This is a genomic window from Shewanella sp. 10B, from assembly GCF_023475885.1.
GTDB lineage: Bacteria > Pseudomonadota > Gammaproteobacteria > Enterobacterales > Shewanellaceae > Shewanella > Shewanella mangrovisoli.
This window is the reverse complement of sequence record NZ_JAMDJO010000001.1, coordinates 158,442-182,974: the sequence shown is the minus strand read 5'-3', so window position 1 is coordinate 182,974 and position 24,533 is coordinate 158,442. Positions and strand designations below refer to the sequence as shown.

Annotated in this window: 27 protein-coding genes; 4 read left to right on the top strand and 23 right to left on the bottom strand. The window is 47.1% G+C overall.

Annotated elements, in window-relative coordinates:
- Window positions 1–24: 24 nt before the first annotated feature.
- From tyrA to ffh, 7 genes are all read right to left on the bottom strand, one after another.
- Window positions 25–1,164: a bifunctional chorismate mutase/prephenate dehydrogenase gene (gene tyrA / locus M0415_RS00790; protein WP_249555981.1), complete on the bottom strand. Its 1,140-nt coding sequence runs from the start codon at window positions 1,162–1,164 to the stop codon at window positions 25–27.
- A 62-nt stretch (window positions 1,165–1,226) separates the two neighbouring features.
- Window positions 1,227–2,318 (bottom strand): 3-deoxy-7-phosphoheptulonate synthase, encoded by a 1,092-nt coding sequence (locus M0415_RS00785; RefSeq protein WP_249555982.1) that lies wholly within the window; start codon window positions 2,316–2,318, stop codon window positions 1,227–1,229.
- Between the two features lie 297 nt (window positions 2,319–2,615).
- Window positions 2,616–2,969 (bottom strand): 50S ribosomal protein L19, encoded by a 354-nt coding sequence (gene rplS / locus M0415_RS00780; RefSeq protein ID WP_006080791.1) that lies wholly within the window; start codon window positions 2,967–2,969, stop codon window positions 2,616–2,618.
- Window positions 2,970–3,003: 34 nt separating this feature from the next.
- Window positions 3,004–3,750 carry a tRNA (guanosine(37)-N1)-methyltransferase TrmD gene (gene trmD / locus M0415_RS00775; RefSeq protein WP_011623586.1) on the bottom strand — a complete coding sequence of 249 codons (747 nt, stop codon included), beginning with the start codon at window positions 3,748–3,750 and terminating at the stop codon, window positions 3,004–3,006.
- Window positions 3,751–3,765: 15 nt separating this feature from the next.
- Window positions 3,766–4,296 (bottom strand): ribosome maturation factor RimM, encoded by a 531-nt coding sequence (rimM, locus tag M0415_RS00770; RefSeq protein WP_011717865.1) that lies wholly within the window; start codon window positions 4,294–4,296, stop codon window positions 3,766–3,768.
- Window positions 4,297–4,316: 20 nt separating this feature from the next.
- Window positions 4,317–4,565, bottom strand: coding sequence for a 30S ribosomal protein S16 (gene rpsP / locus M0415_RS00765; RefSeq protein WP_011071566.1), 249 nt, complete (start codon window positions 4,563–4,565; stop codon window positions 4,317–4,319).
- A 218-nt stretch (window positions 4,566–4,783) separates the two neighbouring features.
- A complete protein-coding gene (gene ffh, locus M0415_RS00760) occupies window positions 4,784–6,157 on the bottom strand; it encodes a signal recognition particle protein (RefSeq protein ID WP_011623589.1) in 1,374 nt (457 codons plus the stop codon).
- A 288-nt stretch (window positions 6,158–6,445) separates the two neighbouring features.
- Between ffh and M0415_RS00755 the strand changes: the two genes are divergently transcribed.
- The 3 genes from M0415_RS00755 to M0415_RS00745 all read left to right on the top strand — a co-directional run bounded on the left by M0415_RS00755 (window position 6,446) and on the right by M0415_RS00745 (window position 10,385).
- A complete protein-coding gene (locus M0415_RS00755; protein WP_011717866.1) occupies window positions 6,446–7,234 on the top strand; it encodes a cytochrome C assembly family protein in 789 nt (262 codons plus the stop codon).
- Between the two features lie 101 nt (window positions 7,235–7,335).
- Window positions 7,336–8,607, top strand: a complete 1,272-nt coding sequence (locus M0415_RS00750) for an HlyC/CorC family transporter (protein WP_249555983.1) — start codon at window positions 7,336–7,338, stop codon at window positions 8,605–8,607.
- 359 nt (window positions 8,608–8,966) lie between these two features.
- Window positions 8,967–10,385: a hypothetical protein gene (locus M0415_RS00745; RefSeq protein WP_249555984.1), complete on the top strand. Its 1,419-nt coding sequence runs from the start codon at window positions 8,967–8,969 to the stop codon at window positions 10,383–10,385.
- A 46-nt stretch (window positions 10,386–10,431) separates the two neighbouring features.
- Here M0415_RS00745 and M0415_RS00740 read toward each other — a convergent pair whose 3' ends face one another.
- The 12 genes from M0415_RS00740 to rpoE all read right to left on the bottom strand — a co-directional run bounded on the left by M0415_RS00740 (window position 10,432) and on the right by rpoE (window position 20,497).
- Window positions 10,432–10,953: an Mpo1 family 2-hydroxy fatty acid dioxygenase gene (locus tag M0415_RS00740; protein ID WP_249555985.1), complete on the bottom strand. Its 522-nt coding sequence runs from the start codon at window positions 10,951–10,953 to the stop codon at window positions 10,432–10,434.
- A gap of 171 nt (window positions 10,954–11,124) precedes the next feature.
- Window positions 11,125–11,508 carry a holo-ACP synthase gene (gene acpS, locus M0415_RS00735; protein ID WP_249555986.1) on the bottom strand — a complete coding sequence of 128 codons (384 nt, stop codon included), beginning with the start codon at window positions 11,506–11,508 and terminating at the stop codon, window positions 11,125–11,127.
- Window positions 11,508–12,245 (bottom strand): pyridoxine 5'-phosphate synthase, encoded by a 738-nt coding sequence (pdxJ, locus tag M0415_RS00730; RefSeq protein WP_249555987.1) that lies wholly within the window; start codon window positions 12,243–12,245, stop codon window positions 11,508–11,510. The genes acpS and pdxJ overlap by 1 nt, the downstream gene beginning before the upstream one ends.
- 89 nt (window positions 12,246–12,334) lie before the next feature.
- The gene (gene recO / locus M0415_RS00725) at window positions 12,335–13,036 is read right to left on the bottom strand and encodes a DNA repair protein RecO (protein ID WP_249555988.1); all 702 of its coding nucleotides are present in this window, start codon (window positions 13,034–13,036) and stop codon (window positions 12,335–12,337) included.
- A gap of 49 nt (window positions 13,037–13,085) precedes the next feature.
- Complete coding sequence (gene era / locus M0415_RS00720; protein ID WP_037427575.1) at window positions 13,086–14,105, bottom strand: GTPase Era; 1,020 nt, start codon at window positions 14,103–14,105, stop codon at window positions 13,086–13,088.
- Window positions 14,102–14,782 carry a ribonuclease III gene (gene rnc, locus M0415_RS00715; RefSeq protein ID WP_011717872.1) on the bottom strand — a complete coding sequence of 227 codons (681 nt, stop codon included), beginning with the start codon at window positions 14,780–14,782 and terminating at the stop codon, window positions 14,102–14,104. The genes era and rnc overlap by 4 nt, the downstream gene beginning before the upstream one ends.
- Window position 14,783: 1 nt before the next feature.
- On the bottom strand, window positions 14,784–15,701 hold the full coding sequence (gene lepB / locus M0415_RS00710) for a signal peptidase I (protein WP_011717873.1): 918 nt from the start codon (window positions 15,699–15,701) through the stop codon (window positions 14,784–14,786).
- 179 nt (window positions 15,702–15,880) lie between these two features.
- Window positions 15,881–17,671: a translation elongation factor 4 gene (lepA, locus tag M0415_RS00705; protein ID WP_011717874.1), complete on the bottom strand. Its 1,791-nt coding sequence runs from the start codon at window positions 17,669–17,671 to the stop codon at window positions 15,881–15,883.
- A gap of 167 nt (window positions 17,672–17,838) precedes the next feature.
- A complete protein-coding gene (locus tag M0415_RS00700; protein WP_249555989.1) occupies window positions 17,839–18,312 on the bottom strand; it encodes a SoxR reducing system RseC family protein in 474 nt (157 codons plus the stop codon).
- 11 nt (window positions 18,313–18,323) lie between these two features.
- Window positions 18,324–19,256: a MucB/RseB C-terminal domain-containing protein gene (locus M0415_RS00695; protein WP_011717876.1), complete on the bottom strand. Its 933-nt coding sequence runs from the start codon at window positions 19,254–19,256 to the stop codon at window positions 18,324–18,326.
- Between the two features lie 12 nt (window positions 19,257–19,268).
- Window positions 19,269–19,892, bottom strand: a complete 624-nt coding sequence (locus tag M0415_RS00690) for a sigma-E factor negative regulatory protein (RefSeq protein ID WP_249555990.1) — start codon at window positions 19,890–19,892, stop codon at window positions 19,269–19,271.
- 26 nt (window positions 19,893–19,918) lie between these two features.
- Window positions 19,919–20,497, bottom strand: a complete 579-nt coding sequence (rpoE, locus tag M0415_RS00685; RefSeq protein WP_011623604.1) for an RNA polymerase sigma factor RpoE — start codon at window positions 20,495–20,497, stop codon at window positions 19,919–19,921.
- 189 nt (window positions 20,498–20,686) lie between these two features.
- Between rpoE and nadB the strand changes: the two genes are divergently transcribed.
- Window positions 20,687–22,300, top strand: a complete 1,614-nt coding sequence (gene nadB / locus M0415_RS00680; RefSeq protein ID WP_086903302.1) for an L-aspartate oxidase — start codon at window positions 20,687–20,689, stop codon at window positions 22,298–22,300.
- Window positions 22,301–22,390: 90 nt separating this feature from the next.
- On the opposite strand, the gene M0415_RS00675 is transcribed toward nadB, so the two are convergent.
- From M0415_RS00675 to M0415_RS00660, 4 genes are all read right to left on the bottom strand, one after another.
- Window positions 22,391–22,831, bottom strand: a complete 441-nt coding sequence (locus M0415_RS00675) for a protein YgfX (RefSeq protein ID WP_249555991.1) — start codon at window positions 22,829–22,831, stop codon at window positions 22,391–22,393.
- Window positions 22,812–23,060 carry an FAD assembly factor SdhE gene (locus M0415_RS00670; protein ID WP_084294861.1) on the bottom strand — a complete coding sequence of 83 codons (249 nt, stop codon included), beginning with the start codon at window positions 23,058–23,060 and terminating at the stop codon, window positions 22,812–22,814. Before M0415_RS00670 ends, M0415_RS00675 begins: the two co-directional genes overlap by 20 nt.
- 82 nt (window positions 23,061–23,142) lie before the next feature.
- On the bottom strand, window positions 23,143–24,051 hold the full coding sequence (nhaR, locus tag M0415_RS00665; protein WP_011717881.1) for a transcriptional activator NhaR: 909 nt from the start codon (window positions 24,049–24,051) through the stop codon (window positions 23,143–23,145).
- 95 nt (window positions 24,052–24,146) lie between these two features.
- Window positions 24,147–24,533 (bottom strand): hypothetical protein, encoded by a 387-nt coding sequence (locus M0415_RS00660; protein WP_011717882.1) that lies wholly within the window; start codon window positions 24,531–24,533, stop codon window positions 24,147–24,149.

Genomic DNA, 24,533 nt, shown 5'->3' with positions numbered 1-24,533 from the left:
ATTTTATGGCTAACTCATTCATTATCAGTTTGTTTTCATATCACTGACCGATTGCAGCATCATGCGGCTTTCACGCTGAAACTGAGGTGCAAAATCACCAAACCATTTTGCCACCGTTTGGAACTGGCTAATAAACGCGTCTCTATCGCCCCGCTTCAGCAGCTCTAATGCCTCGCGGTAGTTATCCAAATAATCGCCAATCGCATGCTGACTATCCTGCTGGGCAAAAATAATATCGGCATAGAGTTCTGGGCTTTGGGCAAACAAACGGCCAACCATGGCGAGCTCTAAGCGATAGATAGGTGAGCTAAATTGCAGCAGGGTTTCAATATCCGCCTCTTCTTTGCAAAGATTCAAGCCATACACAAAGGTCGAGAAGTGGCGCATCGCCTGTACCAGCTGCATCGCATTATCGTGACGCTCAGGCTCAGCTTCGACAATCCGCGCGCCCCAAATCCCAATTTGCTCGAGCAACCATTGGTATTTATCGGCTTCGCGGCCATGGCACACCACCACCACCTGTTTAGCCAAACTGCCGACATCGGGGCCAAACATGGGATGAAACCCGACAACAGGCCCCTTATGAGCAGCCAACATGGCATTCATGGGTTCAGTCTTGATCGAGGTTAAGTCGGCTAAGATACATTCCTGCGGTAATTGGGTCAGTTTTTCACGGATAATGTCGCAGGTGATGGCGATAGGCACAGTCACCAATACCAATCCGGCGTCGGCAAATAAGGTTTGGGCTTGCTGCCAGTCGTCTTTATCCAGCACTTTGACCTGGTAGCCCGAGAGCGACAGCATTTGTTGAAACAATCCACCAAGCTGGCCCTTACCACCAACAATCACGACCGAACCGAGATCGTTTTTCACTTGCTTAAAGCCGACATCCTTCTCGTTGAGATAGGACTCACGCATCAAGCGGCGCAAAATATCTTCAATCAGTTGCGGCGCAATCCCCATGGTCTTGGCTTCTTCGCGGCGTTTTGCCAGCATTGCCGCTTCGCGTTGCGGCGCATAAATCGGCAGTCCTGCGGCGTGTTTAACCGTGCCCACCTGCGCGACTAAATCTAAGCGTTTACGCAGTAAATGCAGCAATTGCTGGTCGACACCATCGATGAGGCCGCGAAGGTGTTCTAATTCAGTTGTGGTTTTTTCGTTCATCTTATCAGTCCACTACACACCTAAAGTCAGGTGTTTAAACATTCGGCTCTTAAGATTGACTCTTAAGCATTGGCCACTTTGAGCATATCGAAACGCGTTGCTAATACCGAAGATAACTTCGATGCGCCCTCACGTAAAACGCTTTCGGTTTTTTCCCAATTAATACAGGAGTCTGTCACAGAAACCCCATAGGCCAATTCGCTCAATGGTTTATCACAACTTTGATTACCTTCATTTAAATGGCTTTCTAACATCACGCCAATGATGGACTTATTGCCGTTGTAGATTTGGTTAAATACATCTTCACACACGGGGACTTGCCTTGTGTAATCCTTAGAGGAATTACCATGGCTGCAATCGATGATAAGGCGCGCATTGAGTTTGGCCTTATGAAGCTGCGCCTCACATTCAGCCACACTTGCAGCATCGTAGTTTGGCGTTGCGCCGCCACGGAGGATCACATGCCCATCTGGGTTTCCCGCGGTTTGCAATAACGCCACTTGGCCCTGTTGGTTAATCCCCATAAATCTGTGGCTGCTGGCCGCCGATTTCAGCGCGTTAATGGCTACATCGAGCTTTCCGTCTGTGCCATTTTTAAAGCCGACTGGCATAGATAAACCCGACGCCATTTCCCTGTGGGTTTGCGACTCAGTCGTACGGGCACCAATGGCTGACCAAGTCACTAATTCTGAGATGTACTGCGGGCTGATAGGATCGAGCGCTTCGGTTGCCACAGGCAGTTCGAGTTCTGCCAGCCAAATCATCAGCTCACGGGCCATCTTTAAACCCTTCTCGACATCGAAGGACTCGTCCATATCAGGATCGTTAATCATCCCCTTCCAACCCACTGTGGTACGTGGCTTCTCAAAGTAGACTCGCATCAAGATGTAAAACTCATCGCTGAGTTCATCGTGGAGTTGTTTAAGCTTTAAGGCGTATTCCTTGGCGGCATCGATATCATGGATAGAACAAGGTCCGGTGACGATAAGCACACGGTTATCGCGCTTATGGACAATATCCGCCACGGTTTTACGTGCATTGAGGATATAACGATACGCGTGCTCAGAGAGTGGCAGAGCCGCTTTTAGCTCCAGCGGTGTAATAAGAACTTTCTCTGAACTGATGTGTACGTTATTGATCGTATCCTGTTGCATGCTTACCACCTAAAACTGAAGTCATATCCCCACGCTATCAGGAGTCTGGATCTCAAACCGCTGCGGGGAAGAATAAATAGCCGAGGCCACCATGTAATATCGTAATGATACGCCATTACAATGAGCGACCAATATGCCTATTAATTGGCAGAAGATCAAGGAAGAATTTAATAAAATCGGCACTTAACTCGAAACACACTCGAAATGGCTAAAAAGACAAACTGCAGGTAACAAAAAACCGCCACGAGGGCGGTTTTCTGTGCGAACACTACGTCTTGTTTTCTGTAGCGGGTACTATTACTTAGTAGCCAGCTTTTCACGGATACGTGCAGATTTACCTGAACGATCACGTAAGTAGTACAGTTTGGCGCGACGAACGCGGCCACGACGCTTAACTTCAATGCTAGCGATCAGAGGGCTGTGCGTTTGGAATGCACGCTCAACACCTTCGCCATTAGAGATTTTACGTACTGTGAATGCAGAGTGCAGACCACGGTTACGTTTAGCAATTACAACGCCTTCGAAAGCCTGTAAACGCTCTTTATCACCTTCTTTAACACGAACCTGAACTACTACTGTATCACCAGCACCAAACGCAGGTACGTCTTGTTTCATTTGCTCATCGTTGAGCATTTTAATGATGTTGTTCATAACTTACTCCGTTCTAGAATTAACTGAGCTACGACTAAGCATTCTTGTCCATTGCTTCAACGAACTGCGCTAAAAGAGTCGATTGTTCGTCAGTCAGAGCTAGATTTTCAAATAATTCTGGCCGTCTTAGAAAAGTCCTACCAAGGCTTTGCTGCAAACGCCAGAGTCTAATTTGTTCGTGGTTGCCACTTAGCAGTACTGCGGGTACATCGAGTCCATCCAGACTTTCAGGGCGCGTGTAATGAGGACAGTCCAGTAAACCGTCGGAGAAAGAATCTTGCTCCGCCGAAGCTTGTTTTCCTAGCACGCCAGGAACCAATCTCGATACTGCATCTATCAAGGTCATTGCAGGTAATTCGCCGCCCGAAAGCACGTAATCCCCAACCGACCATTCTTCATCCACTTCCGTTTGAATGATGCGTTCATCAATACCTTCGTACCGACCACACACCAGAATCAACCGGGATGATTCAGCCAACTCAGTAACGCCTTGCTGATCCAGCTTGCGTCCTTGAGGTGACAAGTAAATCACCTTTGCCTCTTCGCCTGCCGCCGCTTTCGCAGCATGGATGGCATCGCGTAAGGGTTGCACCATCATCAACATTCCGGGACCACCGCCGTAAGGCCTGTCATCTACCGTACTGTGTCTATCATGGGTGAAATCGCGAGGATTCCACGTGTGCAACTCAAGCAGACCGTTCTTCACGGCACGACCCGTAACCCCAAAGTCTGTTACGGCACGAAACATTTCTGGGAACAGGGTTATTACCCCTAACCACATATGTTGTACCTCGACTTAAAAGTCAGGATCCCAATCCACTAAAATCTGTTTACCTTGGACATCCACCTTTAAGATGAATTGCCCAGGGACAAAGGGAAGCATACGTTCCACTTTGCCGAAGCTATCTTTCGCGTTGGCTTTCACTAAAAGCACGTCGTTCGAACCAGTTTCCACGATTTGATCAACAACACCCATGTTATAGCCATTGGTATTAATCACTTCACAACCGATGAGGTCACGCCAATAGAACTCGTCTTCTGGCAAATCGTTCATCTGCTCTGGCAGGATCCCAATTTCGCAATTGGTGAGCATTTGTGCTCGCTCCCGCGTGGTGACACCTTCAAGCTCGGCGACAACCGCCTTGCCTTGGTAACGCCACTGAATGACTTTTACTTCACGCCATTCACCATTTTCTTTAATAAGCCAAGGTGAATAGTCAAAGATACCTTCAACAGAATCGGTATAGGCGGTGATTTTCAGCCAACCTTTAATGCCATGACAGGAGCCTAATTTCCCCAGTACGACTGGCTGTTGGTTACTGCTCATCAATCTATACCTTAACGCTATTAAGCAGCTGCTTTAGCGTCTTTGATCAATTTTGCTACGCGATCAGTTGTCGCAGCGCCGTTCGCAACCCAGTGCTCAACGCGAGCTAGGTCTAAACGTAAAGTTTCTTCTTGGCCACGAGCCAATGGGTTGAAGAAACCAACACGCTCAATGAAACGACCGTCACGAGCGTTACGGCTGTCAGCAACAACGATGTTGTAAAATGGACGCTTTTTAGCGCCACCACGAGCTAAACGAATGGTAACCATGCGTTTTCAATCCTCTAATGATTTGCTTGAAGCAAAAATAAAAACTGGAACCCCGTGTTCGCGAAGAGTCCCAGATAGAAAGCCGGAAGATTTTACCTGACTTTTCAACGAATGCAACCAAATCTGGCGATTATTAAACCTGCCTTAGGATTGCCCGCCTCATTTCAAATAGAATCAACCAACTGATAAAACATCAACTTTGATGAAAATCGCCAGAATTAACGGCCAGGAAATTTCATGCCGCCTGGCATCATGCCACGCATTCCGCGCATCATCTTCTGGATGCCGCCCTTGGCCGACATCTTTTTCATCATCTTTTGCATTTGGGTAAACTGTTTCAATAAACGGTTCACGTCTTGAATTTGCGTACCAGAACCCGCAGCAATACGGCGCTTACGTGAGCCCTTGATTAAATCGGGGTTTTTGCGCTCTTTTGCCGTCATTGAGTTAATGATGGCTTCCATTTGACGGGTCATTTTACCGTCTTGGATTTGCGCTAGGGCATCGGGTGGCAATTGACCCACACCGGGCAGCTTTTCAATCATGCTCATCATGCCGCCCATGTTTTTCATCTGCTGTAGCTGCTCGCGGAAATCTTCAAGATCAAAACTGCCGCCCTGCTTCACTTTAGAAGCCAGCTTCATCGCCTTGTCTTTATCGACACCGCGCTCAACTTCTTCGATAAGCGATAATACGTCGCCCATGCCGAGAATACGTGAGGCGATACGGTCTGGATGGAAAGGCTCTAGGGCATCGGTCTTCTCGCCGACACCGAGGAATTTAATCGGCTTGCCGGTAATGTGGCGAATCGATAATGCCGCACCGCCGCGCGCATCACCGTCGACCTTAGTTAAAATCACACCAGTGAGCGGCAGCGCTTCGTTAAAGGCTTTGGCCGTGTTTGCCGCGTCTTGACCCGTCATGGCATCGACCACAAACAGTGTCTCAATCGGTTTAACCGCCGCGTGCAGCGCCTTGATTTCATCCATCATGGCTTCATCGACGTGCAGGCGACCCGCGGTGTCGAGGATCACCACATCGATAAATTTAAGCTTAGCGTGGGCAATGGCGGCCTTGGCGATATCGATTGGCTTTTGGCTCACATCCGATGGGAAAAACTCCACATCGACTTCGGTCGCTAAGGTTTCTAGCTGTTTAATCGCCGCTGGGCGGTAAACGTCGGCACTGACGACCAGAACCGATTTTTTATGGCGCGTACGCAGCAGCTTACCTAATTTGGCAACGCTGGTCGTTTTACCCGCACCTTGAAGGCCCGCCATCATCACCACAGCTGGCGGCTGAGTGGCTAAATCCAGCGCTTGGTTGGCCTCGCCCATGGATTTTTCAAGTTCACTTTGAACAATCTTAATAAAGGCTTGACCAGGACTTAAGCTCTTCGCCACTTCCTGACCAACGGCACGTTCTTTTACATTGTTAACGAATTCACGCACCACAGGCAGGGCAACATCGGCCTCCAGCAGCGCCATACGCACTTCGCGCAGGGTTTCCTTAACGTTTTCTTCGGTTAAGCGACCACGGCCACTGATATTTTTCAGCGTGCGTGACAGTCTGTCGGTTAGATTCTCAAACATCGTCCTGCTCTATACCTTTAGGATCTCGATTAATGGGCTGTATTATAACGATGCGGGCGCATTATGCTACTGCTATGCCCTACTTGCGTTAACTTCGGCAACTAACCTGCTTTAGGTCATATTTTGCGATTCGCCTACGACTATTTACGTCTAACAATAAGAATCTGCTAAATTTTGCAACTTATGTCACTGCCCATTTGCCGACGGCTCATGTTATTCTAGGCAAAATATTGATCTGTATGCCCCGTTTTCAAGGCACCATTAACAACACGAATAGGTTAATTACCCATGGTCATTTTTTCTGCCTCAGCCATGTTTTTTTATTGCATCGCATTGGTATTAGTGACAAGTCGACTGTTCCATCCTGAAGGCCCTAATCGCAAGGCCGTTGCCGGTGTCGCGGCCATCGCCGTGATTTTGCACGCTGCCGCCCTTTCTCAAGCGATTTTTACGACCGATGGACAAAACTTCAGCCTCACTAATGTGATCTCCTTAGTGAACTGGATCATCGCCTTCACCTTTACTGTGATGATGTTTAGGCTAAAAGTGATTGTGGTTGTGCCCGTGGTTTACGCCTGTTCTGTGCTCTCTGTGGCCCTACTCTGGTTATTGCCGCCTAAGTTTATTACTCACTTTGAGCTGTATCCTGAGGTTTTGGCCCACGTAGTGCTCTCTCTTATGGCATACAGCGCCCTGATGATCGCCGCCCTGTACGCGATTCAGCTGGCGATGATCCAAAATAAACTCAAGAAGAAACAATTAATGCTAAGCCCTGGCATTCCGCCGCTGATGACAGTAGAAAAACAGCTCTATCATCTTGTGATTATTGGGGTGATTTTACTGAGTTTATCCCTCGCCACTGGTTTTATCTTCCTCGATGATATGTTTGCCGATGGCAAAGGCCATAAGGCGATTCTGTCTATCATCGCGTGGTTTGTGTATATCGCCATGTTATGGCAGCAGTATTGGGTTGGCTGTAAAATTCGCACAGCGGTCATTTACACCTTAACGGGCGCGACCTTGTTATCCTTAGCTTATTTTGGCGCACGGATTGTCAAAGAGTTAATTCTTAGTTAATAATTCCAAGTCAGCTTAGGCGCTTATTCCCTGAGCTGACTTGACACCCCGTTTATTTCTCGGTATCAACTTAACCTTATCGGCCTGATTGGAGCCTATTTTTGGACGCTATATCGACAAGCGCACTCCTCATTTTCTTACTAGTGCTTATCCTTTGTTCTGCCTACTTTTCAGGTTCTGAAACCGCCATGATGACCCTTAACCGTTATCGGTTAAGACATCTCGCCTCAAACGGCCATAAAGGTGCCATTCGCGCCCTCAAGTTGCTCGAACGTCCTGACCGCTTAATTGGCTTGATTCTGATAGGTAATAACCTCGTTAATATTCTCGCCTCCGCCATAGCGACCATTATTGGGATGCGCCTTTGGGGCGATTTAGGCGTCGCGGTCGCCACAGGGGTGCTGACCTTAGTCGTATTAGTCTTTGCCGAAGTCACCCCAAAAACTATCGCCGCCTTGAACCCTGAACGCATTGCCTTCCCATCGAGTATTTTACTCATTGGGCTATCAACGATTTTCGCCTATGTCGTCACCAGCGTTAACTGGATAACCACGGGCATACTGCGTCTCTTTGGTATCAAAACCATCAGCAGCAGCGATGCACTAAGCCAAGAAGAGTTACGGACGGTTGTACATGAGGCTGGCGCCTTGATCCCCCAACGCCACCAAGAGATGCTGTTATCGATTCTCGATTTAGAAAAAGTGACCGTTGAAGACATCATGGTGCCGCGCTCGGATATCTATGCGATTAACGTCAACGATGACTTTAAGTTTATCAATCGCCAAGTGATCCAAAGCCCACATACTCGAGTGTTGGTATACCGCGATACCATTGACGATGCCGTTGGTTTTATTCATCTGCGTGACGCGCTGCGTCTGCAATCAAAAGAGCAGTTCAGTAAGTCCTCATTGCTACGTGCGGTAAAAGAACTCTACTTTATTCCCGAAGGAACACCGCTCAATGTGCAATTAGCCAACTTTCAGCACAATAAAGAGCGCATCGGCCTAGTGGTTGATGAATACGGTGACATCCAAGGATTGGTGACACTCGAGGATATTCTCGAAGAAATTGTCGGCGACTTCACTACCTCCATGTTGGCCACACCGAGTGAAGATATTACTGCCCAACAGGATGGAAGCTACTTAGTCGATGCCAGTATCACTATCCGTGATTTGAATAAAGAAATGAAATGGGATTTCCCAACCGATGGCCCTAAAACCCTCAATGGCCTGATCTTAGAGTATTTAGAGGATATCCCCGCCGAGAACACTAGCCTGCGCCTAGCGGGTTACCCATTAGAAGTGATTGAAGTCGCGGATAATATGGTCAAAACAGTGCGGATCATTCCACAGCATTATCAGTCTCAAAAGTAACTAGATTACCTCCCTACGGCAAATGCGTGGTTGATTTAACCCTTAGCAAATAGCCCGCAATACCACGTACGACTTAGATACCATTAGTTATAATACCATCTAAGCCTTAGGAAAAATCTTCAGCATTTTCAACGCCTTATGGATTTTCAAGAGAAAGCTCTAACTACCTTCTATTCACTTTTTAATTTGCCTTTTGTTTACGCGTTAATTTTTTCTAAAGGCCATCCTTATCTAATCGTAGGAATACCCCATTAGACATAACAAGCTTGCAACAAGATTAAATCTTTGATAGTAAATAAACTTAACTGCATAGTCTTAATGCTGCTTCCACGATACGATTAAACTCTCAAGGATGAAACATGTTTAAATACTTAGTTTTCTCATTCATTCTATTTTCGCCCTCCTTTACTTTGGCAGCAGACGGACTTCCGCAAATCCTGGATTATTATCCCAAATGTGAATACACAGTAATAGCTAAAAAAAATAACAACTACACGTATGAATTAAATGAAAATGAACTCTTAGAAAGTAAAGACGCTAACATAACGTCATTTGATGGAAGATATCTAGAAAATATGCTTTCAAGCATTCAACAAGATGCACTATCACAAGGCGCCGACGCTATTATTATTGAAAAAATTAACCTAGGTATTTTTGAGAGTAAACCCATCAAGAATAAAGTATATGTTAAGAAATTTAAAATTCTCACCACAGTGAAAAATATCAAGCTATGCCAAGATCGAAGTTTAACAACGAAACCTACGCCGTATAACAGCAAAGGTCAGCAGATAATACAAAAAACCGAAGAGGTTAATGTAGAATTCGCAAACAACGTCAGTCAATATAAACAAGCTGAAAACCACCTTGCTCCAGCAGCGAATATTACATTAAATCATGCTTATGGCTTAAGTAATGGTGAGCCGGAGTCATCTATAAACCAATTGATGGGGCCAGAGAGCGTAAAATTGTCTATGCTGGACGGTTCAACAGCGTATGTTTACGGTAGAACGCTGTGGATTTATGCAAAAAATAGCCAGATCGTTAGGATTGATAAAAACCAGAGCATTCTAAATAATCATGGTGGTAATATGATTGAGCCTAGTGATAATTATGACCAAGATAACTGGATTATTGATGGCAATATACAATTTAAAGATAAGTTAGCGCAAATACAGTCGCATGAGAAAATAGTGCAAGAAAGCAACAATTATCACCTCGATGGAAAAAACAATAAACTAATATTGCACTTCGAAACCTTCAGTTTAAACAATAAACATGAAACAGCAGAGATGCTAACTGGATTTTCGTTTGTTCCACGAGAAAATAGCGGCAAGTTCACTTCGATAAAATTCAATGAGTTTGACAACAATAAAATAAAACAATTTATCGAAAATAAAAATAAGGATGAATTTATCTTAAGCCCCTCTCAACTTTCCAACATTATAAAAATACCCAATCAAGTTGACTCCTTACGTAATGAACAATGGGTTATCGCCAATGAAAACATTCTCCTCGGCATTAATGATATTGAGACAAGAAAAGTCAGTAAGATTCGGTTTACAGAGTCACTAACTAGAAATCAAAAAAAAGACGAATTTATACAAACGTTGAAAAACTACAACATTCCCATCACTAAATCTGATTTCTTATCAAAAAACCAAGAGTCGGAAGATAATTTCGAACAAGTATTTTATCGAAAAGATAGTGTCTCACTCACAGCAACATTCGAGTCGGAAGATATGAATGCACAACTAATTGATTTACTTATTGAGTTGTAAATGACTAGCCGTGCAGAGCACATAAAAAAGGCAATAAAACCCCAAACTACACTTTTTTGCTATCGAGTGCCCGGCGCTTCTCGATAGCGATAGGTGTAATCTCGGCATCTAACTCCTTTTCTAGCCCCAAGATAAAATACACTTCGGCCATTAAGAAGAACGGGCCAATTAATAGTTGGTTTAAATCGTCCACAAAAGCGGGTTTGGCCTTCTCGTATTGATGGCCAATCAACTGAAAAATCCATCCCACGATAAATACCGATATAGCCAACCAGAAGGCGTTGGGAGAATCTGCCATTAGCTCAGTGGTATATACGACGGGGGCGATAAATAAAGCTAGGCCAATCGCTAACTTTGCATGTAAGCGAAAGTAATAAACCAGCACACCAGCCCCTAAAATCACACCTAAACTCACATCACCCGCGCTGCCAAGTGGAATACGGATAGTCGCTAGTAATAGGAAAGCAGACCATATAATCAATGGGATACCAACGAAATGGGTAAGTATATTGCGCTGATTCAAATGCACACTCTTATAGGTTGATAGCTGCTCTACGGCGGATTTCATCTGGGGCTCCTTTTGCTGTGTCCCTGCAAATTATCTAGATACCACTTTTGACCTAACCTAGCCCAAAAATGCAAGACTGAACAGTAAAAAGTAACAAAAATATTGCTATTCATTTTGTTGAGGCAATAAAAAAGGGAGCTTAAGGCTCCCTTCGTACTAATGGGTTAGAGACTAGCGAGATTCGAGGATAACCGTAGCAATAGCGTAGGATTTTTCATCCGCGATTGAAATGTGCCCGATCACGCCGTTGAGCAAAGCTAACCGCTGCTGCGCCCCTTCTGTAAAATCAATCGTCGGCGCGCCATCGGGCGTATTCCCAATGTGGATATGCTGAAAAGATACCCCTCGACCAATCCCCGTCCCCAAGGCTTTAGCTGCGGCCTCTTTGGCGGCAAAGCGTTTAGCCAAATAGCGGCTCGGTTGGCTATGCTGTTGATAGATATCGAACTCAGCCTCTGTCAGTACACGTTTTGCCAGCTTATCGCCGGAACGTGCCACATGGGCGGTGATACGCTCGATTTCAACTATATCAGTGCCAAGCCCAACGATTGCCATTATTCGCCTCGACGACCTTCTAACATCAGCGCTTTCATGTCTGTAACCGCTGTCGCTAAGCCATCAATGGCCGCACGCGCGACAATGGCATGGCCAATGTTGAGTTCATACAGCTCTGGGATCGCCGCAATCGGCTTAACATTGTGATAATGCAACCCATGGCCCGCATTCACCACTAAGCCTTTGCCGTGGGCGTATTTCGCCATTTCGCTGATACGCGCAAGCTCTTTGGCTTCTTCTTCAGCTGTTTTAGCGTCGGCATAGCAACCAGTGTGGATTTCGATAAGTGGCGCGCCAGAGGCGACGGCGGCATCGATTTGCGTCTTATCGGCATCGATAAACAGTGACACTTGAATGCCATTGGCGGCTAAGCGGCTTACAGCGGCAGTGATTTTATCTAGTTGACCAGCCACGTCTAAACCACCTTCAGTCGTCACTTCTTGGCGTTTTTCAGGGACTAAGCAAACATAGGTCGGTTTGACTTCGCAGGCGATGTTGAGCATTTCTTCTGTCACGGCACACTCAAAGTTCATCCGCGTCTTTAAGGTTTTCGCCAGCAGATATACATCGCGGTCGATAATATGACGTCTGTCTTCCCGTAAATGAATCGTGATACCGTCGGCACCCGCATGCTCGGCAACCGCCGCCGCATGAACAGGATCAGGATAACTGGTGCCGCGAGCCTGACGCAGGGTCGCAATATGGTCGATATTAACACCCAATAAGATACGGCTCATCGGGAACTCCTTTATGTTTGTAAGGCTAGAATTAACGCTGATTTGCGCCCTATTGTACTGGGACAGACAGTAAAAAACAGGAGCTAGGGCTAATTATTCCCATCTCTGTTAGAGGCTGTCGCTTGAATAAACAACTGCCGACTCACCAGCGGCTTTTTTCCGAGCAAGGGTTGCAGCATAGAGCGCATCAATCGTTTGGCCTCTAAAAACTGCTCTTGCAACAATTGATTATCGTTAAGTGCGGTTAACATCGCGCCTTGATAGGTATGCTTTGCCCTGCTGTTCAACACAAATTGAAAACCCAGTTCTGGCACAAGCTGATAGTAATGTTCAGGGATCAGCGGTTCGCCCTGAGTATCGCGGATAAGGGATGGCATGGCTCCTAGTTCCCGCAAGAGCGCCAGCTCAAGGTAGCGCAGCTTCGACTCACAAAACTGCGCCGCGAGCCCGACCAAGGCTTGATGGTAGATGAGGAATAACGCCTCGGCATTATGGTGAACCGACAGGGTGCGCATCAGCAACTCATTGATATACATGCCGGCATACAGACTATAGCCCGATAAAGGCACGGCTGGCGCGGCCGCTTCAATTTGGCTGATGTTTTTGAGTTCAGACTTGCCGCTAAATTCAAAAATCAGCGGCTGAAAGGGTTGGAGGATACTTTTGATGGAGCGTTTACCGCTCCCAACGCGCGCGACGGCATCGACACGACCGATACCGTCAACCAAGAGATTCACCAGTGCGCTAGACTCCCGGTAAGGGCGATGATGCAAAACATACCCTCGTTTCATCGGTCTGCGCGCTCGTTCATGGTTAGGCTCGGCCTATTATCAGTAACGATTAATCGTCACCGTAACCTAAGCTTCGCAGGGCGCGTTCATCATCGGCCCAACCGGATTTGACCTTCACCCACACCTCGAGGAACACTTTGTTATCAAACAAGGTTTCCATATCGAGGCGCGCTTGCGTGGCTATGGTACGAATGCGCTCACCTTTGCTACCAATCACCATCCGCTTTTGGCCTTCGCGCTCGACCAAGATCAGGGCGTTGATTTGATAAACGCCGTTTTCCATCATCTTAAACTGCTCGATTTCAACCGTCGCATCGTAGGGCAATTCATCACCTAAAAAGCGCATCAGTTTTTCGCGGACAATTTCAGAAGCCATAAAACGCTGCGAACGGTCGGTCACATAATCTTCTGGAAAGAAGAAGGGATTCTCGGGCAGAGACTCTGCCGCCATATCTAAAATGCGCTTAACGTTGGTGCCCTTACTGGCCGAAATCGGCAGGATCTCATCGAAGGGGTACTTCTTGGCCACTTCTTCCAAATAAGGGAAAAGGGCTTCTTTGTCTTTGATATTATCAACTTTGTTGATGGCTAAAACGGTTTTACGCTCTTCACCGCCACGGCGAAGTTTGCTTAATACCATCTCATCATCGGCGGTCCATGTCATACCATCGACCACAAAAATTACCATAGACACATCGGCAAGCGAGCTCGCTGCCGCGCGGTTCATCAGACGGTTAATCGCACGCTGCTCTTCAATATGCAGACCAGGCGTGTCGATAAACACGATTTGGCGTGGACCATCGGTATGGATACCCATGATGCGATGACGCGTCGTTTGCGGCTTTTTCGAGGTAATACTGATCTTTTGCCCAAGCAAACGGTTCAGCAGGGTCGATTTCCCCACGTTAGGGCGCCCAATAATGGCCACCATGCCACAGTAGGTCACATCATAGTGAACAGACGGCGCCGCCGCGCTCGCTGCATTCATCCTTGCCAGTAATTCATCTAAGCTCGGCTCATTGCTCGCGTTAGCGGCATCGACAGCTGGCAAGTCTGTTTTTTTGGTCATTTCTTCAGTAACTCCAATACTTGAGCCGCGGCAATCTGCTCGGCTTTACGGCGCGAACTCGCTACGCCAATCACGCTTTCGCTCAAGTCATCTATACGACATTCAACAGTGAATGTTTGATCGTGGGCATCGCCTTCTATGTTGATTACTTGGTAATCGGGTAGCGGCTTCTTTAACCCTTGTAAATATTCTTGCAGTAAGGTTTTCGCGTCTTTTTGATTCACGCCAGGTTGGATCTCGGCCAAACGTTCTGCGTACCAATGCAGTAATAACTTACGGCACACTTCGAGATCGGAATCTAAGTAGATTGCGCCAATAATCGCCTCGACCGCATCGGCCAAGATGGACTCACGTCTAAAACCACCGCTCTTTAACTCGCCGGGGCCTAAGAATAAATAATCCCCAAGCTTAAAGGCCTTAGCAATCAAGGTGAGCGTATCACCACGCACTAAGGTCGCGCGCATCCGGCTCAAGTCACCCTCAGTCGCCTTAGGAAACTGATGGTATAAGGCATCAGAAATCACAATCGATAAAATCGAATCGCCTAAAAACTCTAAACGCTCGTTGTGCTTATTTGCCGCACTTCTGTGGGTCAATGCTTGGGTGAGGAGATCAATATTCTTGAACTCATAGCCCAAAGTACGACACAAACGTGGCAAATTTTTAATCGGTTCCATACTAGTGAATTCCACCTACTCGTTCAAAACGTACTCCACTTGGCACCCAAGTTGGCAGGAAGTCGGCTTTAGAACGGTCAAACTCAAAACTAATCCAGATAGCGACCGCTTTACCCACAAGATTCTCTTCAGGGACAAAGCCCCAGAAACGGCTGTCGGTACTGTTATCGCGGTTGTCACCCATCGCAAAATAATGGCCTTCGGGTACAAGAAACTCACCCGCTGGTAAATTTCCTTCACGCTTGAAGTATCCCAGCATATCGGGGCGGCTTGGATTGATTAAAATATCGTGGGCCACTTCACCGAGTTGCTCTTTAAAACGAATTAGTGGCACACCATCTTGGCTGAAATCACCACGGCTGATTTCGGTACGCGCCACCAGTTCTGGCTCAGGGCAATGGGTTTGCTCGGCGCCACAGGCCTTTTGGATCATCAGCTGCTTGTTGCGGTAGATAATTCTATCGCCCGGTAAACCCACCACGCGCTTAATGTAATCAATCTGAGGGTTCTCAGGATATTTAAACACAATCACATCGCCACGTTTCGGCTCGCCCGTTTCAATCAGTTTAGTGCGCCATACGGGATCTTTTAGGCCATAGCTAAACTTTTCCACCAGAATAAAGTCACCCACTAACAGGGTTGGCATCATAGAACCTGAGGGAATTTGGAATGGTTCATAAATAAACGAGCGCAGGATCAACACGAAGGCAATCACAGGGAAGATGGAGTGCGCGGTTTCAACCACAGTGGGCTCGCGGATGATGTTATATTCGGCTTCCTCGGTTAAATTAGCCTGCGAAGCCTTGGCTAAGGCTAAGCTTTCGCGGCGTTTAGGCGCAAATACCAGCACATCGATTAACCAGATCAACCCAGAAATCAGGGTGACTAGCACTAAAATAATGGAAAAATAGGCTGCCATTGCTTATTGAACTCCTGCCTTGAAATGTAAAGATCCAAACTCAGCGACTATTGTATTTCGACTCGCGAACTTTAGTTAACTTACCGTATTTCTAAAAAAACACCACAAAACATACGATAAGCTAAGTAAAGCGCCGCAAACTGCGGCGCAATAATAGCTAAATTGTGTTATCTCGAGTGTTACTCGTTTAGCTTAAGTACCGCTAAGAACGCCTCTTGCGGCACCTCAACGTTACCCACTTGTTTCATCCGTTTCTTACCCTCTTTTTGTTTATTCAAGAGTTTCTTCTTACGGGAAACGTCACCACCGTAACACTTAGCCGTTACGTCTTTACGTAGGGCTTTTACGGTAGAACGGGCAATAATTTGGCTGCCAACAGCGGCTTGAATCGCGATATCAAACATCTGACGTGGGATCAGCTCTTTCATCTTCTCAACCAACGCCAAACCACGGTGACGAATGTTTGAACGGTGAATAATCATCGCCAATGCGTCTACACGGTCGCCGTTGATTAAGATGTCTAAGCGCACCATGTCCGCAGGATCGAAGCGGATGAAGTTATATTCTAACGATGCATAACCACGGCTGGTCGATTTTAAGCGGTCGAAGAAGTCCATTACCACTTCTGCCATCGGCAGATGGTAAGTCACGGCCACTTGATTGCCGTGGTAAACCATGTTCACTTGGGTACCGCGTTTTTCGATACACAGGGTAATCACGTTACCTAAGTATTCTTTTGGCACCAGAATGTTAGCTTCAACGATTGGCTCACGCATCTCTTCGATGTTGTTAATCGCCGGCAAGTCTGCTGGGTTATCAACATAGATGGTTTCACCACTGGTCAACAGCACCTCATACACTACGGTAGGCGCCGTCGTGATAAGGTCAAGATCGTATTCACGCTCTAAACGCTCTTGAATGATTTCCATGTGGAGCAGGCCTAAATAGCCAATACGGAAACCAAAACCCAGGGCTGATGAACTTTCAGGCTCGAAGAACAATGACGCATCGTTGAGGCTGAGTTTGTTCAGCGCATCACGGAAGTTTTCATATTCGTCGGTCGAAATGGGGAACACACCAGCGTAAACCTGAGGCTTCACTTTCTTAAAGCCGGGTAATGGCTTCTCGGCGCCATGCTTAGCCAGTGTCAAGGTATCACCCACAGGCGCACCATGAATCTCTTTAATACCCGCGATAACGAAACCTACTTCACCAGTTTTCAGCTCGGTTTTATCGGTTTGTTTAGGCGTGAAAATACCCACGCGGTCAGCGGTGTGGTTTTGTCCGGTAGACATTACCTTAAACTTGTCGCCTTTCTTCAGCACGCCGTTTTTAATACGTACAAGAGAAACAACGCCTAAATAGCTATCAAACCAAGAGTCGATGATCAGCGCTTGTAGTGGCGCCTCTGGGTCGCCTTCTGGCGGCGGAATTTGATCAACGATGACTTCTAATACTTCGTCAATACCCACGCCAGTTTTGGCCGAGCAACGCACAGCGTTCATCGCATCGATACCCACGATGTCTTCAATCTCAGCGGCTACGCGCTCAGGATCGGCTTGGGGTAAGTCGATTTTGTTCAGGATAGGTACCACGTCCAGATTCATATCCAGCGCGGTGTAACAGTTAGCGAGCGTCTGCGCTTCAACGCCTTGACCCGCATCCACCACGAGCAACGCACCCTCACAGGCGGCTAATGAACGAGATACTTCATAGGAAAAGTCAACGTGGCCTGGGGTATCAATAAAGTTAAGTTGGTAAGTCTCGCCATTTTTGGCTTTGTATTCCAACGTGACGCTCTGGGCCTTAATCGTGATACCGCGCTCACGCTCTAGATCCATAGAATCAAGAACTTGCGCATCCATTTCACGGTCGCTTAACCCGCCACAAACCTGAATCAGACGATCTGATAGCGTCGATTTACCATGGTCGATATGGGCAATAATTGAGAAGTTTCTAATGTGTTTCATTATGCTGCTATGACTAATACTGAAAAATGGATACGGTTCAAAGGTGCGAAATTGTACCTGATTGCGGTTTCAATACCAATCAGATTCACTCATCCTTCTCTTTAAGTCGGAAAATGTGGCTCTCAGCGGAAGTTTATTGCCAGATTAAAATCAATAACAACATGAAATTAAAAGGGTAATTTTTCTAAACTGATCCCTGAGCCTAAATAAGCCAAAATGACAGGTTGCGAATCAACTTCGAGTTGTTTTGCCTTGTGCTTTCCAAAGAACCAAGCGGCTATAGCGCCTAAGACAGCAAAAGCTATCGCACTGAGATCCGAATTGATTTCCAACAAACCTGCGAAAAACTGGCCAAATACGGCGCCAGCAAATAATCCGAGCAGCGGCGTCAAATAAACCAAAGCCGCCGCTTTCAGGATCACGCTCTCTGGTAAACCGAGTTTTAGCAGTTCACCAACCTCGCAGGTTCGTTCACTTTGAATGGAGAATTGTTGTGTCTTTGCCGAAAAAGCCTGAGCCACCGCCGACGTACCACAAGACTCGCTACTGCTGCAGCTCTTACAGGTACTTTTGAGCTCTACCTCGACGGTCAGCCAACCTTGATTATCGCAGGCGACAACCCGCGCCACTTCTTCCATCATGATAAGGGGCCTTATTCTAACATCAGACTTTTCGCGATACGGGCCAAGGTTTCGGTAGGCACTTTACCCACGGCAACTACTTCGGCATTACCCACTTTTTCAGACACCAAAGACAAGCCATTACGAGTGATTAACTCTTCAGGTAATGGCGTCGAGCCAGCTCGCGCGACATAGACAGAAATGCTGGCTAAGCCATCGGTTAAGGCAATATATTCAACCGCCTCGTGACTGCCAATTAAACGGTGATGGTCACGCACTACCACACTAAATCCTGCTGGTAACCAAGAGAACTGCCAGTTTTGTCCATCTTGGCGTTCGGCCTGATCGATAACCGCTGGCCATTCTTGTTTATAGGCTTCCTGCAGAATCGATGGCGGCTCATTTAACTCAATCAGCTCAATCACCATCAGCTGTTCAAGTAATTGTTTATCTTGAGTTAGCATGTCGTATCTCAGCGGCAGATAAGTGTCCATATCCAGCCAAATTTGGAAACCGTAACGGTACTCATCATTTGGCAGTAAACGGATCATTTGACCTGGACGTCCCGCAATGCGCGTACGACCACCGAGCACAAACTGATACCCCACTTCTAAGTCACTCATCTTTGACGAGAAAGCCGCAGGCCACACGCCCTGAATATGATTAGAAAGGATGCTATAGGCGGGTTGATCGTGTTCGATAAAGGTGACTCGGTTTCCCACTCTGACCGCATTTTTTGGCGGGCCATTGAGGTACTCAAGAAACGCAACTTCTTGATTATTCACTTTACCGTGAAGATAAACCAAAGGCCGAATATGGTCGGCCTGAAGTTGTATAATCGATGCTTTAAACTCTTTCTCTTTTAAAGCCTGGCTCATTTTCTCAAGCCAGACTTTGGCAGGCATATCTTCCTGCGCCACTGCAGGGAATACCAAGGCTAACAAAGCCAACAGGATTAGACGCAAGCTAACTCCTTACTACTGATTGACAGGAACGGGAATAACCTCGCTATTGTCTTCTACAACGGCACCCGTATTCAATCGTTGTTGCAACATATGGTCCTGAATATAAGTATTAATTCGGCGACGTTGCTCGTTCATTTGGTCATTAGTGTAGCTCTGATTTTGCTGGACTGGACCTGTCTGTAAACTCACTGGCGATGCACTACCGACTAGGGGACGGGTGATGAGCACAGGCGATGGCGACGCGGCATCATCAGCGGTTTGGTTAAAGTTCTGTACGCCAACGATGGCGAACATGGCAACAGTAGCGGCAATCGCATACTGACCAAACTGCTTGAATAAGGGCACAACACGGCTTTGACCAGCATTTACAGCCACTTGCTGTGGAGCCGCTGTGACTTCAGGCGCGCTCACTTGAGGCGAGACAATGGCAGGCTCAAGTTCGATTGCAGCCGCAATACTGGCGGAAAGGTCTAACGCCATAGTCTGGAGCAATTCACCCCGCATAGCATCACCTATCACATGATAGTTACGCCATTTATTATGTGAATGCGTATCGGCAGCAAGTTCTGCCATAGTCTGCAGATCTGTCTCTCCATCGACAGCGGCAGATACCCATTCTTGACCTAATTTATCCATTGTTCACCTGTCTAAATTTAAGGGTGTTACTCTTCCAGTAATGGCTGGAGTTTTTTATCGATTGCTTCACGGGCGCGGAAGATACGAGATCTTACAGTACCCACAGGGCAATCCATGATGATGGCAATATCCTCGTAACTCATCCCGTCGAGTTCACGTAGCGAAATCGCCATACGTAATTCTTCCGGCAAGGTTTCTAATGTCTCGAAAACCACTTTTTTGATTTCGTCCGATAACATTAGTCGCTCTGGGGAGGCAAACTCCTTTAGCGCATCACTGCCTTCGTAGTATTCGGCATCCTCTGCATCCACATCATTTGCAGGTGCTCTGCGCCCCTGTGACACGAGGTAATTCTTAGCCGTGTTTACGGCTATGCGGTACAACCAGGTATAAAACGCACTTTCTCCGCGAAAGTTTGGCAAAGCTCGATAAGCTTTGATAAACGCTTCCTGTGCCACATCGGTAACGTCGGCTTGGTTACGCACATAGCGTGAAATCAAGCTCACCACTTTACTCTGATATTTAAGCACCAACAGGTTAAAAGCGTTTTTATCTCCCCGTTGTACGCGCTCAACTAATTGTTGATCACTTATTTGTCCACTCATCCGAGCCGACTTCTCCCAAATCTAAAATGCTGATTTCTCAGTCGCTCGAATCATATTCACTTATGTAGACTAGCGTGCTTTGAAAAAGTTCTAAGAATTATACAAAAAAAGTAAGGTTAAAAGGAAAGTACCCATAATCGGTGAGTTGGTTTACCATAGATGGCACTCTCAGTCATAGCATGATACCCGATGAAACAAGTAGTTGAACACCAATCTGACATATTAGTCATAGGTAGCGGTGCCGCAGGTCTGACACTAGCTTTGCATCTTGCTGAAAAAGCAAACGTAATTCTGCTCTCAAAAGGCCCACTCTCGGAAGGGTCGACATACTACGCCCAAGGCGGTATCGCCTCCGTGTTCGATGAAAGTGACACCATCGAATCCCATGTGGCCGATACGTTAGTGGCCGGTGCCGGCTTGTGCGATAAAGAAGTGGTAACTTTTACCGCAGAAAACGCCAAGAGCGCCATGCAATGGTTAATTGAATGTGGCGTGGCATTCGATAAAGAAGAAACTGCTGGCGATAATGCCAAAGACGCACCTTATCATTTGACCCGCGAAGGCGGTCACAGCCATAGACGCATTCTGCATGCCGCCGATGCGACGGGCAAAGAAGTGCAAACCACGCTACAAGAACGCGCCCTCGCCCACCCCAATATTCAAGTTTTAGAACGTTACAACGCCATCGACCTCATCACCACCCGTAAATTAAATCGCCCTGGCAATCGCGTGCTAGGCGCTTATGTGTGGAACCGTAATGCCGAGCAGGTCGAAACCATTAAGGCAAAATTTGTCGCATTAGCCACGGGCGGTAGCTCTAAGGTCTACCAATACACCTCAAACCCCGATGTGGCGAGTGGTGATGGTATTGCCATGGCGTGGCGCGCAGGTTGCCGTGTGGCCAATATGGAATTTAATCAATTCCATCCAACCTGCCTTTACCATGCTGATGCGCGTAACTTCCTACTGACCGAAGCCCTGCGCGGTGAAGGAGCTTATTTACGTCGCCCCGATGGCAGCCGCTTTATGCCTGACTTTGACGAGCGTGCCGAACTCGCGCCCCGCGATATCGTGGCCCGCGCCATCGACTACGAGATGAAACGTTTAGGTGCCGATTGTGTCTACTTAGACATCAGCCATAAAGACAGCGACTTTATCATCAAGCACTTCCCAACAATTTATAGTCGCTGCTTGGAACTGGGCATTGATATCACCAAGGATGCCATTCCTGTGGTGCCTGCCGCCCACTATACCTGTGGTGGTGTAATGACTGACTTACACGGCCAAACCGACCTCAACGGCCTCTACGCCATCGGCGAAGTCGCCTATACCGGCTTACATGGTGCGAACCGCTTGGCGAGTAACTCGCTGCTCGAGTGCTTGGTATTTGCCCGCGCTGCATCGCAGGATATTGAGAGCCAAATGCACAAAATTCCATTACCGGGGCAAATTCCGGCGTGGGACGAGAGTAAAGTATCCAACTCCGATGAAGAAGTGGTGATTGCCCACAACTGGCACGAACTGCGCCTCTTTATGTGGGACTATGTGGGGATCGTCCGCTCAGATAAACGCTTGGAGCGCGCGCTGCGTCGCTGCCTGATGTTGCAGCAGGAAATCCAAGAGTATTACAGCAACTTCAGAGTCAGCAATAACCTGCTGGAACTGCGTAACTTAGTGCAAGTGGCGGAACTGATTATCCGCTGCGCTATGGATCGTAAAGAGAGCCGTGGTCTGCACTATAATATCGACCATCCAGAGAAAGTTGACTCTCCACAACCAACGATTCTGCAACCTGAAAAATAACCGAGTTGCTTAAGGGACACTTTTAACGGGCTAAATCTACTCAGATTTAGCCCGTTTTATTTAGGCTGAAGGAACCATGTTAGATATGAATTAAAGGGACTCACCTTGACTCGTCGCTTGAGTTTTAACCTTAAGTAATAGTCGGCATAAGTGGCGGTAATCCGTATCGCTAAACATATCGGCCCACAGGGGCAACAGATGCAACTTATCGGCGGACTGATAATAAACCAAGCAAATAAAAGGCGTTACCCAAGTTCTCGGGAGCACATGAAACGCCTCCCCCGTCGAGAGCCAGCCTTCCCCTTTTCCATTGAGTTCAAAACGACACTGCCAGGTCCTCAGTCGCCATAACTGATATCCCAAGAATCCGAGGATTAAAACGGCGAACACCAACTTAAGCACAAGCCAAAATACGACATCCGTTTCAGGCCAGATAAATAACGAGGTACTGCAGACACAAACAAAAACGACCAACGAGAGTCGTTGGTCGCGAGAGGCTTTTACGCTAAAACTATGGCGCCGCTCTGCCACGGACTTGCACTACCATGCGGGCAAGCTCTGCATCGGGACAGGCTTCATGACCCATAAACCAGGCAAATAATTCAGGGTCTTCACACTCGAGTAAACGAATAAACAGGGCCTTGTCGTCATCCGACAAATCCTGATAAACATTTTCGACGAAAGGCTGGAACAAGACGTCCAATTCGAGCATTCCGCGGCGACATGCCCAGCGGACCCGTGCAATGTTCATTAACTCCAAGTTAATTCTCCCAAAACAAATTTCGCCTTAGTTTATCAGTTCACGCCGTTGAGTGTCGATGCAAGCCGTATTGAAACTCGGTTTAACACCGCTGAACTTGGCTGTCTAATCCGGCAAATAAATCACTGAAATCCGTCTCTAATAAACGTTTCACCGCGGGATGTTGGATCATCCGCTCGGCAAACATCACATGGTACTCTTCCTTCACATCTAAGGTTTCGCCGAGCAAATGCATGCCGTGGGAAATAACTTCTTGCGGATAGACCGACGGCGTGACGAAGATCCCGCGTTTAAGGTAGCCAAAGGCCTTCATCATCGCCGCATCATCAAACTCGCCTAAGATGCTGACCTTAAGATTTTGCTCATCAAACCAACGGTATAATTGTTGCCCAAGCGATGTTCTTCGGCCAGGGATCAGCAGCTGCCCTTGCTCTAAACAAGCGGGAAAATCGGCGCTATAGGTTTCGGCGGAAAAAAAGCTCACGCCACACTCACCCAGTTTTTTCGATAAAATCTCAGGATATTTCAATGACTCACCCGCACAGTCCGAGAGGATCATATCCAGTTTATGCTCGCGTAAACGAGTCATTAAACTTTCGTGGGTCGCTTCATAACAAGCAAGGTGCATGGAACCATCATTAGGCACCACAGAAAGCAACACCCTACTAGCTAGGGCTTTAGACAAGGCATCGGCAATCCCCACTTCAAATAAAATGGCATCATCTTTTTGATAGTTGAGTAAATCGAGCATCTCATAACTGAGGGAAAACATCTTATCGGCGTAACGAAATACCAGCTCACCGAGTTCCGTCGCCTCTAAATTGCGTCCGACACGTTTGAATAGACTACCGTTAAGGCGATCTTCAAGGGCGCGAATTTGCCCCGTGATGGTTTGAGGTGTCAGACAAAGGGCTTCGGCCGCCTTGGCCACAGAGCCCTTCTTCTTGATCATCCAGAAATAATAAAGATGGTTGTAATTAAGATGCAGCATCGCCAATAAGCTTCCTCTGATGAACACCGCAGCCTCAAGGGCTGCGGCATGTCGGATCGCAGTGACTCAGCTTAACAAATGATGAGTCGATAGTGCTATTTTAAACGCTGACAATCCAATAAGTTAACCACTATTCCCTGCAGTTGTTCTAAATCGGCTGCCGTACCCGTACTAACCGCTTCCGTTACACCAGAGACTAAGCTGTCTCTATCCGGAATACGGTTAGCGCAATAAGTGCGATTCGCCTCTTGGAAACGTTTACCACCGCGGTACTTGAGCGCTCTAGACTCATAGCCATTGGTTTCAAGCCTTGCGCCTAATGCCTCAGACTTAAACATTAACGCGCCATCGACTATGCCCTCAAGGTAGCTTTGACAGGTTTGTGATGCGACATCCTTGTTACAGGCATCAATCTGCGAAGCCATTGCGCTTGAAGAAAGTGTTAACAGTGCTGCCATTCCTACTAATTTCATATTTATCAT

What these genes read in the sequence shown, in the direction of transcription:
- ffh (WP_011623589.1), bottom strand. Translation starts at nt 6,157, where the DNA reads ATGTTTGAGAATCTAACCGACAGACTGTCACGCACGCTGAAAAATATC.
- nadB (WP_086903302.1), top strand. Translation starts at nt 20,687, where the DNA reads ATGAAACAAGTAGTTGAACACCAATCTGACATATTAGTCATAGGTAGC.
- pdxJ (WP_249555987.1), bottom strand. Translation starts at nt 12,245, where the DNA reads ATGAGCCGTATCTTATTGGGTGTTAATATCGACCATATTGCGACCCTG.
- M0415_RS00740 (WP_249555985.1), bottom strand. Translation starts at nt 10,953, where the DNA reads ATGAAATCCGCCGTAGAGCAGCTATCAACCTATAAGAGTGTGCATTTG.
- M0415_RS00700 (WP_249555989.1), bottom strand. Translation starts at nt 18,312, where the DNA reads ATGATGGAAGAAGTGGCGCGGGTTGTCGCCTGCGATAATCAAGGTTGG.
- acpS (WP_249555986.1), bottom strand. Translation starts at nt 11,508, where the DNA reads ATGGCAATCGTTGGGCTTGGCACTGATATAGTTGAAATCGAGCGTATC.
- M0415_RS00660 (WP_011717882.1), bottom strand. Translation starts at nt 24,533, where the DNA reads ATGATAAATATGAAATTAGTAGGAATGGCAGCACTGTTAACACTTTCT.
- M0415_RS00785 (WP_249555982.1), bottom strand. Translation starts at nt 2,318, where the DNA reads ATGCAACAGGATACGATCAATAACGTACACATCAGTTCAGAGAAAGTT.
- M0415_RS00755 (WP_011717866.1), top strand. Translation starts at nt 6,446, where the DNA reads ATGGTCATTTTTTCTGCCTCAGCCATGTTTTTTTATTGCATCGCATTG.
- rplS (WP_006080791.1), bottom strand. Translation starts at nt 2,969, where the DNA reads ATGAACAACATCATTAAAATGCTCAACGATGAGCAAATGAAACAAGAC.
- tyrA (WP_249555981.1), bottom strand. Translation starts at nt 1,164, where the DNA reads ATGAACGAAAAAACCACAACTGAATTAGAACACCTTCGCGGCCTCATC.
- era (WP_037427575.1), bottom strand. Translation starts at nt 14,105, where the DNA reads ATGACCAAAAAAACAGACTTGCCAGCTGTCGATGCCGCTAACGCGAGC.
- lepB (WP_011717873.1), bottom strand. Translation starts at nt 15,701, where the DNA reads ATGGCAGCCTATTTTTCCATTATTTTAGTGCTAGTCACCCTGATTTCT.
- trmD (WP_011623586.1), bottom strand. Translation starts at nt 3,750, where the DNA reads ATGTGGTTAGGGGTAATAACCCTGTTCCCAGAAATGTTTCGTGCCGTA.
- rnc (WP_011717872.1), bottom strand. Translation starts at nt 14,782, where the DNA reads ATGGAACCGATTAAAAATTTGCCACGTTTGTGTCGTACTTTGGGCTAT.
- recO (WP_249555988.1), bottom strand. Translation starts at nt 13,036, where the DNA reads ATGAAACGAGGGTATGTTTTGCATCATCGCCCTTACCGGGAGTCTAGC.
- M0415_RS00690 (WP_249555990.1), bottom strand. Translation starts at nt 19,892, where the DNA reads ATGGATAAATTAGGTCAAGAATGGGTATCTGCCGCTGTCGATGGAGAG.
- M0415_RS00745 (WP_249555984.1), top strand. Translation starts at nt 8,967, where the DNA reads ATGTTTAAATACTTAGTTTTCTCATTCATTCTATTTTCGCCCTCCTTT.
- rpsP (WP_011071566.1), bottom strand. Translation starts at nt 4,565, where the DNA reads ATGGTTACCATTCGTTTAGCTCGTGGTGGCGCTAAAAAGCGTCCATTT.
- rimM (WP_011717865.1), bottom strand. Translation starts at nt 4,296, where the DNA reads ATGAGCAGTAACCAACAGCCAGTCGTACTGGGGAAATTAGGCTCCTGT.
- rpoE (WP_011623604.1), bottom strand. Translation starts at nt 20,497, where the DNA reads ATGAGTGGACAAATAAGTGATCAACAATTAGTTGAGCGCGTACAACGG.
- lepA (WP_011717874.1), bottom strand. Translation starts at nt 17,671, where the DNA reads ATGAAACACATTAGAAACTTCTCAATTATTGCCCATATCGACCATGGT.
- nhaR (WP_011717881.1), bottom strand. Translation starts at nt 24,051, where the DNA reads ATGCTGCATCTTAATTACAACCATCTTTATTATTTCTGGATGATCAAG.